The 14,595-nt window shown below is 41.1% G+C and carries 11 protein-coding genes; 4 read left to right on the forward strand and 7 right to left on the reverse strand.

What is annotated here, in order from left to right:
- Window positions 1–18 precede the first annotated feature (18 nt).
- Window positions 19–279 carry a glutaredoxin family protein gene (locus KV40_RS14885; RefSeq protein ID WP_036482969.1) on the reverse strand — a complete coding sequence of 87 codons (261 nt, stop codon included), beginning with the start codon at window positions 277–279 and terminating at the stop codon, window positions 19–21.
- 589 nt (window positions 280–868) lie between these two features.
- Between KV40_RS14885 and KV40_RS14890 the strand changes: the two genes are divergently transcribed.
- The gene (locus KV40_RS14890) at window positions 869–1,129 is read left to right on the forward strand and encodes a DUF2811 domain-containing protein (RefSeq protein ID WP_036482979.1); all 261 of its coding nucleotides are present in this window, start codon (window positions 869–871) and stop codon (window positions 1,127–1,129) included.
- A 154-nt stretch (window positions 1,130–1,283) separates the two neighbouring features.
- On the opposite strand, the gene KV40_RS14895 is transcribed toward KV40_RS14890, so the two are convergent.
- Genes KV40_RS14895 through psaC form a run of 3 tightly spaced genes read right to left on the reverse strand, consistent with a single transcriptional unit; the run spans window position 1,284 to window position 4,818 of the window.
- Window positions 1,284–4,367, reverse strand: coding sequence for a UPF0182 family protein (locus tag KV40_RS14895; RefSeq protein WP_052055650.1), 3,084 nt, complete (start codon window positions 4,365–4,367; stop codon window positions 1,284–1,286).
- A gap of 33 nt (window positions 4,368–4,400) precedes the next feature.
- On the reverse strand, window positions 4,401–4,532 hold the full coding sequence (locus KV40_RS36990; RefSeq protein WP_256381132.1) for a hypothetical protein: 132 nt from the start codon (window positions 4,530–4,532) through the stop codon (window positions 4,401–4,403).
- A gap of 40 nt (window positions 4,533–4,572) precedes the next feature.
- Window positions 4,573–4,818: a photosystem I iron-sulfur center protein PsaC gene (gene psaC / locus KV40_RS14900; RefSeq protein WP_026102542.1), complete on the reverse strand. Its 246-nt coding sequence runs from the start codon at window positions 4,816–4,818 to the stop codon at window positions 4,573–4,575.
- A 395-nt stretch (window positions 4,819–5,213) separates the two neighbouring features.
- Between psaC and KV40_RS14905 the strand changes: the two genes are divergently transcribed.
- The 3 genes from KV40_RS14905 (at window position 5,214) to carB (ending at window position 9,421) form a co-directional block, all read left to right on the forward strand.
- Window positions 5,214–5,441: a hypothetical protein gene (locus KV40_RS14905; protein ID WP_036482987.1), complete on the forward strand. Its 228-nt coding sequence runs from the start codon at window positions 5,214–5,216 to the stop codon at window positions 5,439–5,441.
- A gap of 233 nt (window positions 5,442–5,674) precedes the next feature.
- A complete protein-coding gene (locus KV40_RS14910) occupies window positions 5,675–5,959 on the forward strand; it encodes a DUF3493 domain-containing protein (protein WP_052055651.1) in 285 nt (94 codons plus the stop codon).
- 192 nt (window positions 5,960–6,151) lie between these two features.
- Complete coding sequence (carB, locus tag KV40_RS14915; RefSeq protein ID WP_036482989.1) at window positions 6,152–9,421, forward strand: carbamoyl-phosphate synthase large subunit; 3,270 nt, start codon at window positions 6,152–6,154, stop codon at window positions 9,419–9,421.
- An 82-nt stretch (window positions 9,422–9,503) separates the two neighbouring features.
- Here the strand turns inward: carB and KV40_RS14920 are convergent, their stop codons facing one another.
- The 3 genes from KV40_RS14920 to KV40_RS14930 all read right to left on the reverse strand — a co-directional run bounded on the left by KV40_RS14920 (window position 9,504) and on the right by KV40_RS14930 (window position 14,576).
- Window positions 9,504–9,968 (reverse strand): hypothetical protein, encoded by a 465-nt coding sequence (locus tag KV40_RS14920; RefSeq protein WP_216595615.1) that lies wholly within the window; start codon window positions 9,966–9,968, stop codon window positions 9,504–9,506.
- Window positions 9,958–13,281 carry a tetratricopeptide repeat protein gene (locus KV40_RS14925; protein WP_036482992.1) on the reverse strand — a complete coding sequence of 1,108 codons (3,324 nt, stop codon included), beginning with the start codon at window positions 13,279–13,281 and terminating at the stop codon, window positions 9,958–9,960. The genes KV40_RS14920 and KV40_RS14925 overlap by 11 nt, the downstream gene beginning before the upstream one ends.
- A gap of 125 nt (window positions 13,282–13,406) precedes the next feature.
- Window positions 13,407–14,576: an FtsW/RodA/SpoVE family cell cycle protein gene (locus tag KV40_RS14930; RefSeq protein ID WP_036483132.1), complete on the reverse strand. Its 1,170-nt coding sequence runs from the start codon at window positions 14,574–14,576 to the stop codon at window positions 13,407–13,409.
- Window positions 14,577–14,595 lie beyond the last annotated feature (19 nt).

Consider the following 14,595-nt stretch of genomic DNA (forward strand, 5'->3'; position numbering starts at 1 on the left):
TTGGATATTTTTTTTAGATTATATAGCCAAAAATTTCTGTAGCATTTGCTCTAATCTAGATACTGAAGTGCGCGGAGACAAGCGAGGCAGGGTTTTTTCTCCTTGTGGGAGTTTTTGACACAATACGGGAATTTCGTACCGATAGGCAGCAAACCAATCTTCATTAGTGGTAATGTCTCGCACCTCTAGCTGTATATCGAGCTTTTCAACTCGCTCTAGCTTTTCTTGTAAACCTTCACAGAGATGACATCCTGGTTTGCTATAAAGAATTAAGTCCATTGCCAATTTTATTGAGATTTAAAAGAAGTTTCAATTGTGTTTGAATATTAGTTTATTCTAAGAGACGATTTTGCTATAAAGCGATCGCTAGATTTGATTAACTTGCGCAACAGACAAAATTGCAGCTTCAGGCAATAGCCAAGCTAATAGTTTTCAACATTGCAACTTCGCTATATTATTAACTTTAATCGATTTGTTGCAAATTTTTTTAACTATTTATCCACAAGTTTTCAACAAAAAATTTGGCAATCGTGCAATTGTCAAAAAGCAATTGTTGCAGAGCAATTTACGATTTTATTATACTTGCATAGCAGATAAAAATTACTAATTTTAATATAAATGCTATAATCAATTTTATTATGATTTTTTAGTCCGTTGACAAAAATAAATTAAATTGAGAAGATACAAAATATAGCTTTATTGAAAAAGTAAAATAAGCATTTAGTTAGTTTTAGTTAAATACTTACTGCAATACAATAATTTTACAGAGATATAATTAGCTTAGAGTATCGAGTTAAAAATATTAATATTTATTCTACCGAGTACGGTTTTTCCAGGTTTATAACTATAAGAATAAGGCATAATTTACATGAATAAAGAACATTATATTAGCGTTGTAGCAGAAATCGATCCAGAATTACATCAATCTTTGTCAAAATATTTAGACAAACATCCTTGTTGGGATATAAATAAAGTATTCAACGCTTCTTTGTCTTTGTTCATGTTGCAAAATTGGCAGGGAGAAAACAAAATTGAATCAGAAGATATGCGTACCTGTAGTCGAGTTTATCTTGACAGCATTTTTGCCGAATATTGCACTTATAACTATTACAAAAAAAACAAACTGTAGACAATTAGAAAAAGTAAAAAGTAGAAAGAGACAAGATATGCAAGGGAATCCTCTCCAAGAAAGTAGAAAGTAAATTAGGCTTTAGAAACGAGACATTCAGCATTTATTTTTTGTACTCTTCACTATTCATTACTTAATGTTTACTGTTCATTGCTCATTGTTCATTGTTTCCTGCTTCCCCTTCTACTTCTAGTTCTGAAGCATCGGGTGTTAAATCGTTTAAAGGGCGAATAATTGCCCCTTCCGAATCACCTTGAGTGAAAATAGCATCTAATGCCGAGTCCAAAGTTTCCGCCATCACGATTTGACTCTCATACACCACAATTACCCTGGCTAGAATTGGCAGACTATTGCGTTCGGCTTCGAGATATAGTGGTTCGACATAAAGTAAAGATTGCTCTATAGGTATAATCAATAAATTTCCCTGAACGACGCGAGAACCTTCGCGATTCCATAGAGAAATCTGTTGTGAAATTACGGGATCTTGGTTGATTAACGCTTCAATTTGATTGGGTCCATAGACCAGCTTTTGTTTGGGGAACTGGTAAAGTAACAAACGTCCGTAGTTAGCATTGTCAGAACGTGCTGCCAACCAGGCAATCAGATTAGGACGACTTACAGGAGTATAGGGATGTAGTAAGATAAATTCTTCATTAGTAGCAGTAGGAAGCTTCATAATCAGGTAATACGGATTAATCGGTTGAGCTTCCGTGCCGTATATTTCTTGAGGAATTTGCCACTGGTCTTCTCGATTGTAAAACACCCTGGGATCGAGCATGTGGTAGGTTAACAGCCTTTCTGATTGAATAGCAAACAAATCTTCGGGATAGCGAATGTGACGACGCAAGTCGGCTGGCATTGCACTTAAAGGCTTAAATAATTGCGGAAAAACTCGATCCCAGGTTTGAATAATCGGATCGCTGGGTTCGGCAATATAAAAATCAACATTACCGTTATAGGCATCGACCACAATCTTGACCGAATTGCGAATGTAGTTAAAATTGTTTTTTCCTGGATCGGAATAAGGATAGCGATCGCTAGTAGTATAGGCATCGATAATCCAGTAGAGATAATTGGCTTCACTCTTATCTTCGGGGTTGCTAGTTTCTGCCACTACTAGATAGGGATCGCGATCGAAGTTAAGAAAGGGTGCGATCGCTTTAACTCGTTGTTTGATGTTGCGTCGAAACAACAGACGTGTTTGAGATGTAAAGTTGCGGGTAAACAACATTTGCCAATCTCTAAGATACTGAGAAAATAGTATTCGCCTGCCGTAATTGTTAAGAGCGATGCCTCCCTTGCCATCGTAAGTGTTATATACGTTGTCTTCTCCACTGGGATAGTCTAATTCTCTAACTTGAGTAGAAGTCATGATGTAGGGATTGGTTAATTCGCCGTAGTAAATGCGAGGTTTGCCAATCGGAATATTTTGCTCGATCGCCTTATTAGAGACAGATAAATCACCTTCTTCTTCCGTACCAGCACCAATATCTCTCACAAAATAAAACGGTAATCCGCCATCATCTACTTCGTTGACTGGCGAGAGCGTAAATCCATAACCGTGAGTGTAAACTAAGTGTTGATTGACCCAGGTTTTGGCGCGATCGGGTACGGTTTCGTAATCCAATTCTCTAGCAGCAATAATTACCTGTTGTTTGTAATTATTGACAACTTCACCAGTTTCGACATTCCTTTCATCTAAGAGATAGCGATCGATATCGGCATCGGGAAACTGATAGTAAGGGCGAATGCGCTGTAGCTGACGATTAGTTTGCAGAATGGGACGTGTATCCCAAAGACGAATATTTTCGATAGTAAGATCGTTTTCGGCAATATCCCGAGCGGTTAAATCTCCCTGGGGGTTAAAAGTTCTTGCTTCTATGGCATCGAGATTAAATCCCTGTCTGGTTAGAGCAATGCTGCGTTCGATATAAGGGCGTTCGGCATCTAGTTCGTTGGGTTGAACTGCCAACCTTTGAACGACCTCACTGCCCAAGTTGCCAATTAGCAAAATTAACAGGTAAGTTGCTAACGGAATTGCAATTAAAATAATTTTAGAAAATCTTTGCTTGAGAATTTTTGGCAGCGAATAGCCTGTAAATGCTTTAATTAAAAACCAAATTGCGATCGCCAAAGAAACCAAAGTCAGTATATTTTCTACTGGTAGCTGAATTTTGATATCCGTATAGCCAGCACCATACACTACTCCTCTAGAAGCATAAAGTAGGCGGTAGCGACCGAGCCAGTGATGCACCGCCAGACTTAACATCAATCCCGCAGCCAAAAAAGAGAGATGGCGCATTTGAGGTCGCGAAAAACCAGGAAATTTACCTTCAGAAAGACTGTTGGCAGACAATAAATAAACTAAAAAGCAGATTGCCAAACCGCAACCAAACAAACCCAGCAGCCAAGTTTCTAGCAGTTGCCATATAGGAAAACGAAAAATATAAAAGCTAATGTCTCGATTGAATTGAGGGTCTAAAACTCCCAATAGTGTCGGTTTAAAAAATTTGAGTAATAGCGTCCAGTTTCCCGCCCAAATAAACCCAAAAACAATACTAATCAATCCTGCGATCGCCCAGGACAAATATTTACTCTGCCAGATTAGTAACAAAGCAATAAAAATTATTACACTTAACTGTTTTAAATACAGCCAGATAAAATTTCTCAGATTTTCTAATGGAGAAATATCGGCTGGKGGTTTGAGAGCCAAAGCTACTTTGGGCAAACGATAATTAGACTGCCAAACGTCTAAAGCTGTATTGCCGTAGTGCAAAAGCATAGTAGCAATTGCCAAAGCTGCAATTATAGCCAAAGGTAACAGCAGCGAAAGCTTAAATTTTGGAGTATTGGTTTTGGTTATTAAGTTATTATTACGCTGCAAATTAGCCAAATAAGAGCGATAGGAAGGAGGATTGTTTAACTTGTCAATTAACTGCCTGGAATCTTTACTGGTATAGGAAATACCGTTTTCATACCATTCTTTTTGTGCCAGCCACCGCCATTGCAGCCGACTGGTCAACCACAGATTGCCCCAAAGAAATAAAATTGAAACGCTGCTAAATACCAGCCACAGTCCACCTTGAGTTTGCCACTTCGTATATAGTACCGATTGATACTCAACTTCCTCAAACCAGAGTATTTCGGCAAAGACGCGACCAACTAACTGGAATATTAGCCATAGTCCGAAGATAGCAGGGATAATAACTAAAATTTTGCGGGATAGACGTTTGGTCATCAGGGAAGCAGCTTACGAGGGTAGACTTTTTACTTATGACTGTTTTGGTCGATCGGGAATGGGGTGATAGGGAGAGGGGAAAGTCAAACTCTCTTCCTCAAATAATAATAAAAAAAATAGTGCCGTCCGACAGCGCGATCGCTTTAGTATAAAGATCGACCGCACCGCTACAACGACACAAATTTTATAAGATACTTATAATTGCTTAGTATGCCAGACCCATACTGCGGGTAGTTTCTGCACCTAAATAAACGCGAATACTCAAAAAGTCGGTAGGACAAGCAGTTTCACACCGCTTGCAGCCTACACAGTCTTCGGTGCGAGGAGAAGCAGCAATTTGACCTGCTTTACAGCCGTCCCAGGGTACCATCTCTAGTACATCGGTAGGACAAGCCCTTACGCATTGAGTACAGCCAATGCAAGTATCATAAATTTTGACGCTGTGTGACATAAGAAGGTTGACTCCCAGTCTATGTATTTTTTAGTTATCGTATTCTTTATAGAATCAAAGCTAGTTTACCCTATGCTCATAGCCCGATTTTGTAAAAGCCAGGATAACTTTAAATTCTGTAACAACAATCAGCCTCAAACCAAAGAAAAAAAATAAAAATTAATATAGCAGTTCTACTTGATTGAAGAGACTATATTCTTGGTAAAGGGAATAAGTCAAGTGGGAAAAGAGTTTTTTCATTTAGGATTGCTAAAGTTTAGAAAAACTGTCTGGCGATTGGCAAAGCCAGCGCGCCATCCGCTTCGCGATCGCGAGATTACTATTGGACTAGCTATAATTTAAAGTACGAAACCCCTCCACAGTTGGCTACTTTAGATTAATATCGAAAAAAAACTATGTTTTTAATAGGACTTAGAATTATCATTCTGCTAGCAGTTGCCTACTTGTTTGGCTTGTTAGTAGCCTGGTTGTTTGCCATGTTTGGTAATGGTAATGGTGGTGATGATTTTCGTAGAGACGATCCCGAAACTCCTTCACCACAGGGAGATCCAGAAAATAAGAAACGCCTGGTAGAAGTAGATGAATCTTACTATCTTGAAGAATTCGATCTCAGTAAAAAGTAACGCGAAAGGCAAATAGAGCTCAGTAGTTTATCAATATTTAATAGGCTTTTTTATGCAGGGGGGCAGAGAGCAGGGGGATTTTTGTCCGACTTGTTTTCCCTGCTCTCTTGCACCCTACTCCCAAGCGAAGTGATGCTCTCTACCTACGTTATCCCTCATTAATTAATCGACAAAGCACTAGCCTTTTAAGGCGATCGAGCAATAATGGAAGCAATGCTATAATTTATTTAAAAATGGCAAACCTGTCGCCCCAAGACCGAGAACGGGCAAAAAAAAGCAATCTTTCTCCTGAAAAATACGCCAGACTTCAAGCCGAAGCTAAAGCTCCCTTCAAAGGCTTAAGAAAGTTCTTTTATCTAGCTTTTGCCGCATCTGGCTTTATTGGAGCGATGATTTTTTTAGCTAAGTTAGCGGCAGGAAAAGATGTAGCTTCTAACCTGCCTAATTTTATGCTGCAATTGGGTTTAATTGGTTTAATGTTTTTACTATATAGTTGGGAACAAGGAAAAACTGACTAGATACAATTGTCAGCGGCGACCTAATTAAAAGGTCTAGGTTAAAAAACCATAGAGGCTTTGATAATTAAGCTTCTGAGTAATAAATGCTACCACTAAGTCATCAAACCCAGATAAAACAACTACATATTCGATCGGCATGAGAATATACAATTAATCTCGCTAGTGTTAGTGAAACAAAAAAATTAGAGTTTTATGCCCCGACGCGACGATCTTCACAAAATTCTACTTCTTGGTAGTGGTCCTATTGTCATCGGACAAGCCTGCGAATTTGACTATTCTGGAACTCAAGCCTGTAAAGCATTACGGGAAGAAGGATACGAAGTAGTCCTGGTCAATTCTAATCCCGCTTCGATTATGACCGATCCCGAAATGGCAGACCGTACCTACATCGAGCCATTGACCCCAGAAATTGTGGAGAAAGTCATCGCCAGAGAAAAACCCGATGCGCTCTTACCAACTATGGGCGGACAAACTGCATTAAATGTGGCAGTATCTCTAGCCAAGAATGGAGTTTTAGATAAGTATGGTGTCGATTTAATCGGAGCTAAATTACCCGCTATTGAAAAAGCCGAAGATCGCCTGTTATTTAAAGATGCAATGGCAAAAATTGGCGTTCCCGTATGTCCTTCGGGGATTGTCAGCAATATTGCCGAAGCCAAAGAAATTGCCGATGAAATTGGTAGCTATCCCCTAATTATTCGTCCTGCCTATACTTTAGGCGGTACTGGAGGCGGTATTGCCTACAACCAGGAAGAATACGAAACAATGGCTCAATTTGGTCTTGACGCTTCACCAGTCTCGCAAATTCTGGTAGAAAAATCGCTTTTAGGTTGGAAAGAGTACGAACTTGAAGTAATGAGGGATTTAGCAGATAACGTAGTGATTATCTGTTCGATCGAAAATATCGATCCGATGGGGATACATACGGGGGATTCAATTACCGTCGCTCCAGCCCAAACTCTTACAGATAAAGAATATCAGCGTCTGCGAGATTACTCTAAGAAGATTATTCGTGAAATTGGCGTAGAGACGGGTGGTTCTAACATTCAGTTCTCGGTCAATCCTGTAAACGGCGAGGTAATTGTTATTGAAATGAACCCCCGCGTTTCTCGTTCTTCGGCACTGGCTTCTAAAGCGACTGGTTTTCCAATCGCTAAATTTGCGGCAAAACTAGCAGTAGGCTATACACTCGATGAAATTTCCAACGATATTACCAAAAAGACTCCTGCTTCCTTTGAACCGACAATTGATTATGTAGTTACCAAAATTCCTCGCTTTGCCTTTGAAAAATTTCCTGGCACCAAACCCATTCTCACTACGCAAATGAAATCTGTAGGGGAAGCAATGGCAATTGGCAGGACATTTAACGAATCCTTTCAGAAAGCCCTGCGATCGCTTGAAACGGGACGTTATGGCTTTGGCTGCGACAAAAAAGAAACTCTGCCTTCAATTCCCCAGGTTAGAGCGCGTCTGCGTACCCCCAACCCCGAACGCATCTTTAGTATCTATCATGCCATGAAGTTGGGAATGTCTCCCGAAGAAATCCACGAACTGACGGCAATCGATATGTGGTTTTTAGATAAGATGCAGGAGTTGGTAGAAAGCGAGAAGTTTCTCAAACGCACCAGTTTTAAAAAGATTTCCGCTGAGGAGATGCGCTATATCAAACAGCAGGGATTTAGCGATCGCCAGATTGCCTTTGCTACTAAAAAGACCGAAGATGAGGTTCGCACCTATCGTAAAGAGTTGGGAGTTTTACCCGTCTACAAGTTGGTAGATACCTGCGCGGCAGAATTTGAAGCCTTTACTCCTTACTATTACTCTACATACGAAGAAGGAGAGTCGGAAATCGAACCCTCGGAGAAATCTAAGGTAATGATTTTAGGCGGTGGTCCCAACCGTATCGGACAGGGAATTGAGTTTGACTACTGCTGTTGTCATGCGGCGTTTTCTCTTTCAGAAGCGGGTTACGAAACGATTATGGTCAATTCTAATCCCGAAACCGTTTCTACCGATTACGATACCAGCGATCGCCTCTATTTTGAACCCCTAACTAAAGAAGACGTTCTCAATATTATTGAAGTCGAACAACCAGCAGGTATCATCATTCAGTTTGGCGGACAGACCCCGTTAAAATTGGCTATACCCTTACAGAATTACTTATTTAAAGCTCGGCTGGAAAGTTCTTTTGTAACCTCAAAAGCAACGGAAACAGAAATTTGGGGAACTTCTCCAGATTCGATCGATACTGCCGAAGATCGCGAAAAATTCGAGCAGATTTTGAGAAAGTTAGAAATCGAACAGCCACCCAACGGCATTGCTAGAAGCTATGAAGAGTCTTTAAATATTGCCAATCAAATTAGCTATCCCGTCGTAGTTCGACCTTCTTACGTTTTAGGAGGAAGGGCAATGGAAATTGTCTATTCCGATAACGAACTCAAACGTTACATGACTTATGCGGTAGAGGTAGAACCAGACCACCCAATTTTGATTGACAAGTTTTTAGAAAATGCAACTGAAGTCGATGTCGATGCTTTGTGCGACAAAGAAGGCAAAGTAATTATCGGCGGCATTATGGAACATATCGAACAGGCTGGCATACATTCTGGAGACTCGGCATGTTCGATTCCCTATACTTCGCTTTCAGAGACAGCTTTAGCAACCATTCGCGACTGGACGGCAAAGCTAGCCAACGCTCTAGATGTAGTCGGCTTGATGAATATTCAATATGCCGTTCAAGGAGAACAAGTATACATTCTCGAAGCCAATCCTCGCGCTTCCCGTACTGTCCCTTATGTATCCAAAGCTACGGGAGTACAGTTAGCCAAACTAGCTTCTTTAATCATGTCGGGCAAAACTCTAGCAGATTTGGGAGTTACTAAAGAAACTATTCCCCAACATATTGCCGTTAAAGAAGCGGTGTTGCCCTTTAATAAATTCCCCGATAGCGACACTTTATTAGGACCAGAAATGCGTTCTACGGGTGAGGTTATGGGTATCGATACCGACTTTGGTAAAGCCTTTGCTAAAGCTGAAATTGCGGCAGGGGTCAATCTGGCTTTGTCGGGAACGGTATTTATTTCCATGAACGATCGCGATAAAGAAGAGATCGTCCCCGTAGTTAAAGATTTTATCGAGCTAGGATTTAAAGTGGTGGCTACCTCTGGTACGCAAGAAGTCTTACAACAAAACGGCATTGAAGATGTAGAAATCATACTCAAACTACATGAAGGTCGTCCTCATGTGGTTGACTGGATTAAAAACAAACAGATTCAGTTAATTATTAATACTCCTACTGGGGAAGAATCTCAAACCGATGCGCGGTTAATCCGTCGTATGGCATTAGACTACAAGTTACCAATCGTAACTACCATTGCAGGAGCAAAAGCCACCGTCGCCGCGATTCGTTCGCTACAGTCAGAACCAATGGAGGTCAAAGCGTTACAAGACTATATCTACTAAATAGGTAGAAATGAAATACTTAAAGCGCGGTCGCTAATTTTATTCATTTATTATAAACCGTCAAGCTTAGAAGTATATTTCTTTATATCGCTTGAAGATAAGCCTTCTCTCCTCGTTCCTTATATAAGCTCTTTAGAGCGTCTATGAAATTGTTTAGGAGAGCAGGTTCTGTTTTCAAGTAAAGCGTTGCCTCACTAGCTGCTTTCATGACCGAAAAATCTTTAAACTCCGATTGTTGTTTGCAAGTAATGTAGAGTTTACCTGGCTTTGCAAAATGAAGCCGTGCATGAAATGCTCCATTAGCATACTCTAGTCCAAACTCCCCAAATCTAAGATCTAGTACCCCTCCGTAGACTTGGTCTTTAAATACATCGAGTTCCGTGATAACATTGGCAATTCTTGAGTAGCTAACGTATACTCGATTTGAGAATAACGAGTTACCATCTGAAACATCAATTTTTAGCTCGATAATATCATTATCAAACCAAATTTTAGTTAAGTGAATACCTGACTTTATTGGATTATGGATTATATTTTCACTCCTCACTCATCCGACAACCGACTATGTTCATCGCCTGAGTTATAGGAGCAAAATCGGGAGCAAACTGACGGGACTTTCGATAGGTATCGCAGGCGGCATCGTAGTTTTGCTGCTCGGTCAAGATGGAACCTTTAGTCTGCCACAGTAAGGGGTTTTGAGGTTCGAGGTCCAAAGCGCGATCGATCGCGTTAATAGCTTTTTCTTGACGACCGACTGCCTGTAAAGCATTGGCAAAACCCACCCAGGTTTCACTGTCTTGAGGATTGAGTTGACTGGCTTTGGTAAAAGAAGCAACTGCCCGAGCGTATTGACCTGCCTGAATCAGTGCCAGACCGCGGTCGCGCCACAGTGCGGCATAATCGGGATTTAGCTCGATTGCTCGCTCGTAAGCTGTAACTGCTGCTATGGGGCGTTCCAAGCCATCTTTGAGAATCGAACCGCGCATTTGCCATGGTCGGTCGGCTTGGGGACGAATTTCCGAGGCGCGATCCAATGCGGTTAAGGCTGCCCGATATTCACCTGCGGCTAGGAATGTTTTGGCTTTACCAATCCAGGCTAGATAAGATTCGGGTGAGATGGCAGTTGCTTCTTCGTAAGCTGCTATTGCCTTACTCTGAATTTGTAAGGGGGAAGAAAAAGCTTTGTCGGTAGCAGCATTAGCAAACAAGTTTTGAGATTGAGTGATGCGTAACTGAGTCAAAAAATCGCCTTTTGCCAGCCATAGACTATAGTTGGCGGGGCTTTGTTCGACTAAATCCTGATAGGTGGCAATAACATCGCGGTAAGTGCGATCGGCTTCATCAAACCGACCGAGAGCTTGCAGGGCAAAAACCTTATCCTGCCATAGTTGGGGACTATTGGGTTCGATGTTTCTAGCTCGATCTAATACCGCTAGCGCGTCATAATAGCGACCTAGTCTAATCAAAACTCTAGCGCGATCGCTTAAAAACTCGGCATTGAGGCGATCGCCCTTCAACGCTGCTTCATGAAATGATAGAGCTTCTTCGTATCGCTGTAAATTTTCCAGGGTTTTACCTTTACTATTGAGGACGGCACGATCGCTTGGTTTTAGCTTTAGTGCGCGATTGTATGCTGCTAGAGCCTGGGGAAATTTTTCCAAACGATAGTAAACATCTGCTTGTTTTTGCCAGTTTTGAAAATCGTTAGCGTTTAATTCACCAGCGCGATCGTAAGCCGTTAGAGCGCGATTGAAGTATTTGAGGTTGTATAAAGCATCTCCTTTACCTTCCCAAGCTAAATAACTGTTTGGCTGTAGTTCTGTAGCTCGCGCAAAGGCGTTTAAAGCAATTTGAGGCTGTTGTGAAAGAAGCTGTCTGCCGCGATACCAATAATATGCTGGTCTGAGAAACGGAAAAGCAAATTCAATACTAGCCAGTAAGCTAACAATTCCTAAAGTTGCGATTAATATTTGACCTGGCTGTAACGACCATTTGGAGAAAACAAGTACTAAATCGGAGCGCTCGAGTTTATTGCGTCGAAATTCTGAGGTTTCTTCAGAATGGACGCTGGAGCGTCCCGACGCGGACTGGAGTCCGCCGTCTTCGCTTGGCGAAGGCGAGTCGCTCCAGCGACTTTCGGAACGGCGAAGCTCTCCAGAGCTTGAGGCAGTAGTTTTACCAGTAAAGACTCGTTGAGATTTAACCTTTACTTTTACTTTACGCAGATCTGCAATTGCTTTTTCTACCGCTTGATAGCGTTTACCAACATCTGAAGCAGTCATTTTAGCGATTATTTTTGTCAGGCGGTTGCTGACTATTGCTTTTTGCCTCAGAAAGTTTGCTGTTTGCTCGTGCTTGAAATGTTTGGGTTCGATTCCCGTCAGAGCTTCAATAGCGATTATGCCTAAAGCATAAATATCGCTGCTTAAGGTTGCTCTGCCGGCAATTTGTTCTGGAGCAAAATATTCACTATAGTCAGTTTGGCGTTCGTCCGTGCTGCTCTGACATGAAACTTGAATATCTTCTAAAATTCCCAGTCCCGTCAATACAACTCGCTGGCGATCGTCAATTAGTAAATTTTCTGGACTGATATAACGATGAATTATACGTTGTTTGTGTACGAATGCTAATGCGGCGAGCGCGCTTTTAAGAAAATTTAATACCTCAGCTTCGGAAAAATTGCGTGCTGATAGTATTTGTCTGAGGCTTTTGCCCCCAACATAAGCCTTAACTAAGTAAAACTCACCATTTTGTTGAAAATGATCCCATAGCTGGGGTATTTGAGGACAATCATTGAGCTTTTCTAAAACTGCAAGCTGTGCGGTCAAACTCTGCTCGATTTTTTGCCAGCTTACAGCATCGCAACCGCTCAATTCTACTCGTTCGAGTATACAGGGAGACTGATAGGAGCGGCGTAAATTTTCGGCAAGATAACTATCGATTGCGCCTTTTTGCTGTAGATGTCTGATAATGCGATAGCGTCCGTCTATTACTCGGTCTACAAACAATAAAGGCTTGAGATCGGCAAGAACTTCTAAAGCATTGTGATAGCGTTGGGTGTGGTTGGCAGCAGTCATTTTTTCAATAATTGCTACCAACCTCTCGCTGACCTGACAGCAGCGATACCAAACCGTGCTGGTTTGTTTTAAATTTCGCGGTAATAGTCCTGTCAAAGCATAAATAGCAGTTTTGCCCAATCCGTAAATATCGCTGCTAAATCTTGGTTTTCCTATTTGTTGTTCTGGTGCTATATAACCATTATTGGCAGCATATACAGTTATTTTGCTCGAACCGCCGTTAGGGGAAGGGTTAAACGCGCTAAATTTGACTAGCGCGTAACTATTTAACTCTTGGCGTTCGACTAAGTTTGCGGGGACGATCGCCTGATGAATGAGGTTGTTTTTGTGAATTAAATCTAAAGTTTTAAGTACGTCGTGCAGTAGATGTATTGTTTGCGCTTCGTTAAAAGTGCGACCTTCTATTTTTTGCTTTAGTGTTTCACCATTGATATATTCTCTAACTAAATAAATTTGCCCTTTGTCAATAAAAAAGTGTCTGTATTGAGGAACTTGCAGGCGATCGCTCAGTCTTTGAAAAACTTCTAGTTGTCGAACTAAGCAGGCTTTGACTTCGTCTTTAGATTCAGAACTATTCAAATCCAATCCAACTAATTGCTCGATAACACATCGCGCATCCCCCTCTAGTTTTAAATCTTTAGCCAGATAGATTTTGTCTGCTTTTTCTTTGCCCAACTGCCGTACAATTTGGTAGTGTCCGACAATTGCACCAGGAGAATAAATTTTATTACTGCTAGAAATTGAAGCTGCCGAATCAGTCTGTTGGGGTTTGGGGTCTGGCATAATTCTGATTGGCGATGATAATCTAAAGCAATTTCTTTAACGCTCGAACCATTCTAATTCATCTAAATAAAAATACTTAGATTTTAAATAGGATAATGATTTTTGCCGTACATTAGTATTCTAATTTACGAACGCAGAGACGGCTTGAGATCGATTACCACAGCTCGATCGCTCTCTCTGGCAACTCTTACCAGCAATCCCGCTAACAGCAATGAAGCTACGACAGAGTTTATTCCGTAGCTAAAAAACGGTAAGGGTAAACCCGTAGTTGGTAAAGTCCCCGTAGCTACACCAATATTTATTAGAGATTGTCCGACTAACAAGACCATTGAACCTATAGCGATCGCCTTGGGAATGGCTTGACGGCATTTAATTGCCACTCTTAAAGCCAGGGTTGCAAAACCTAAAAGCAAGATTAAAAATAATAGACAGCCAATAAAACCAAATTCTTCAGCATAAACGGCAAAAATAAAGTCTGTCGAGCGAATTGGTAAATATGACAGTTTTTGTTGCGATAGTCCAAATCCCGCGCCACTAATTCCCCCTGAAGCGATCGCCAGTAAGCTTTGAATTAACTGATATCCTTTGCCGTGATAGTCTCGCCAGGGATCGAGAAAAAACACGATGCGATCGCGCTGATAGGAATTGATGGCAAGACTCATACTCGCGAGAGTCGAACCTACAATAGCAGAGCCAATTAGCTGCTGCCAGGGCAGGCAGGCAGATAGGGCAATCAGCCACAGGCTCAAACCGCACAAAGCAGCCGTACTCAAATTAGGCTGCTTTAAAATTCCCAGCAGCATGAGGGCAAAAACGATCGACCAGACTAGTTTTACTTTCGGTTTTAATACCTGCCAACGTGAAAACAAATAGCTAGCCTGTAAAACTAAAAACGGTTTGATTAATTCCGAAGGCTGTAAAGAAAAAGGACCGATAGCAATCCAACGGCTCGCTCCCATAGTGGTTTTGCCCAAACCAGGAACTAAAGTTGCCAAAATTAACAGCAGCCAGATTAATACCATCCAAGGGGCAGACTTAAGAGTTTTTTTTAGTGACTGTCTGGATACTAAATTAAAACCTAAAATACCGAGCAAAACACCGATCAGCTGTTTTTTGAGAATATACAGTCCGTCGTTAAAAGTAACTATTCCTTCGGCATAAGATGCAGATACCAAGGTAACTAATCCAATTAACAGCCAAATACAGGTCAACCAGTTTAATAATCGAGCCTCCCACGACCAAGATTTGACTTGAGGATCGACAAAGGGAATTAAATATCGTAGATATCGCCTCACGGTTTTAGTTATTAAATTG

The sequence above is a fragment of the Myxosarcina sp. GI1 genome, from assembly GCF_000756305.1.
Lineage (GTDB): Bacteria > Cyanobacteriota > Cyanobacteriia > Cyanobacteriales > Xenococcaceae > Myxosarcina.

Coding starts and splice junctions, on each gene's coding strand:
- carB (WP_036482989.1), top strand. CDS start 6,152: ATGCCCCGACGCGACGATCTTCACAAAATTCTACTTCTTGGTAGTGGT.
- KV40_RS14905 (WP_036482987.1), top strand. CDS start 5,214: ATGTTTTTAATAGGACTTAGAATTATCATTCTGCTAGCAGTTGCCTAC.
- KV40_RS14885 (WP_036482969.1), bottom strand. CDS start 279: ATGGACTTAATTCTTTATAGCAAACCAGGATGTCATCTCTGTGAAGGT.
- KV40_RS14925 (WP_036482992.1), bottom strand. CDS start 13,281: ATGCCAGACCCCAAACCCCAACAGACTGATTCGGCAGCTTCAATTTCT.
- KV40_RS14890 (WP_036482979.1), top strand. CDS start 869: ATGAATAAAGAACATTATATTAGCGTTGTAGCAGAAATCGATCCAGAA.
- psaC (WP_026102542.1), bottom strand. CDS start 4,818: ATGTCACACAGCGTCAAAATTTATGATACTTGCATTGGCTGTACTCAA.
- KV40_RS14910 (WP_052055651.1), top strand. CDS start 5,675: ATGGCAAACCTGTCGCCCCAAGACCGAGAACGGGCAAAAAAAAGCAAT.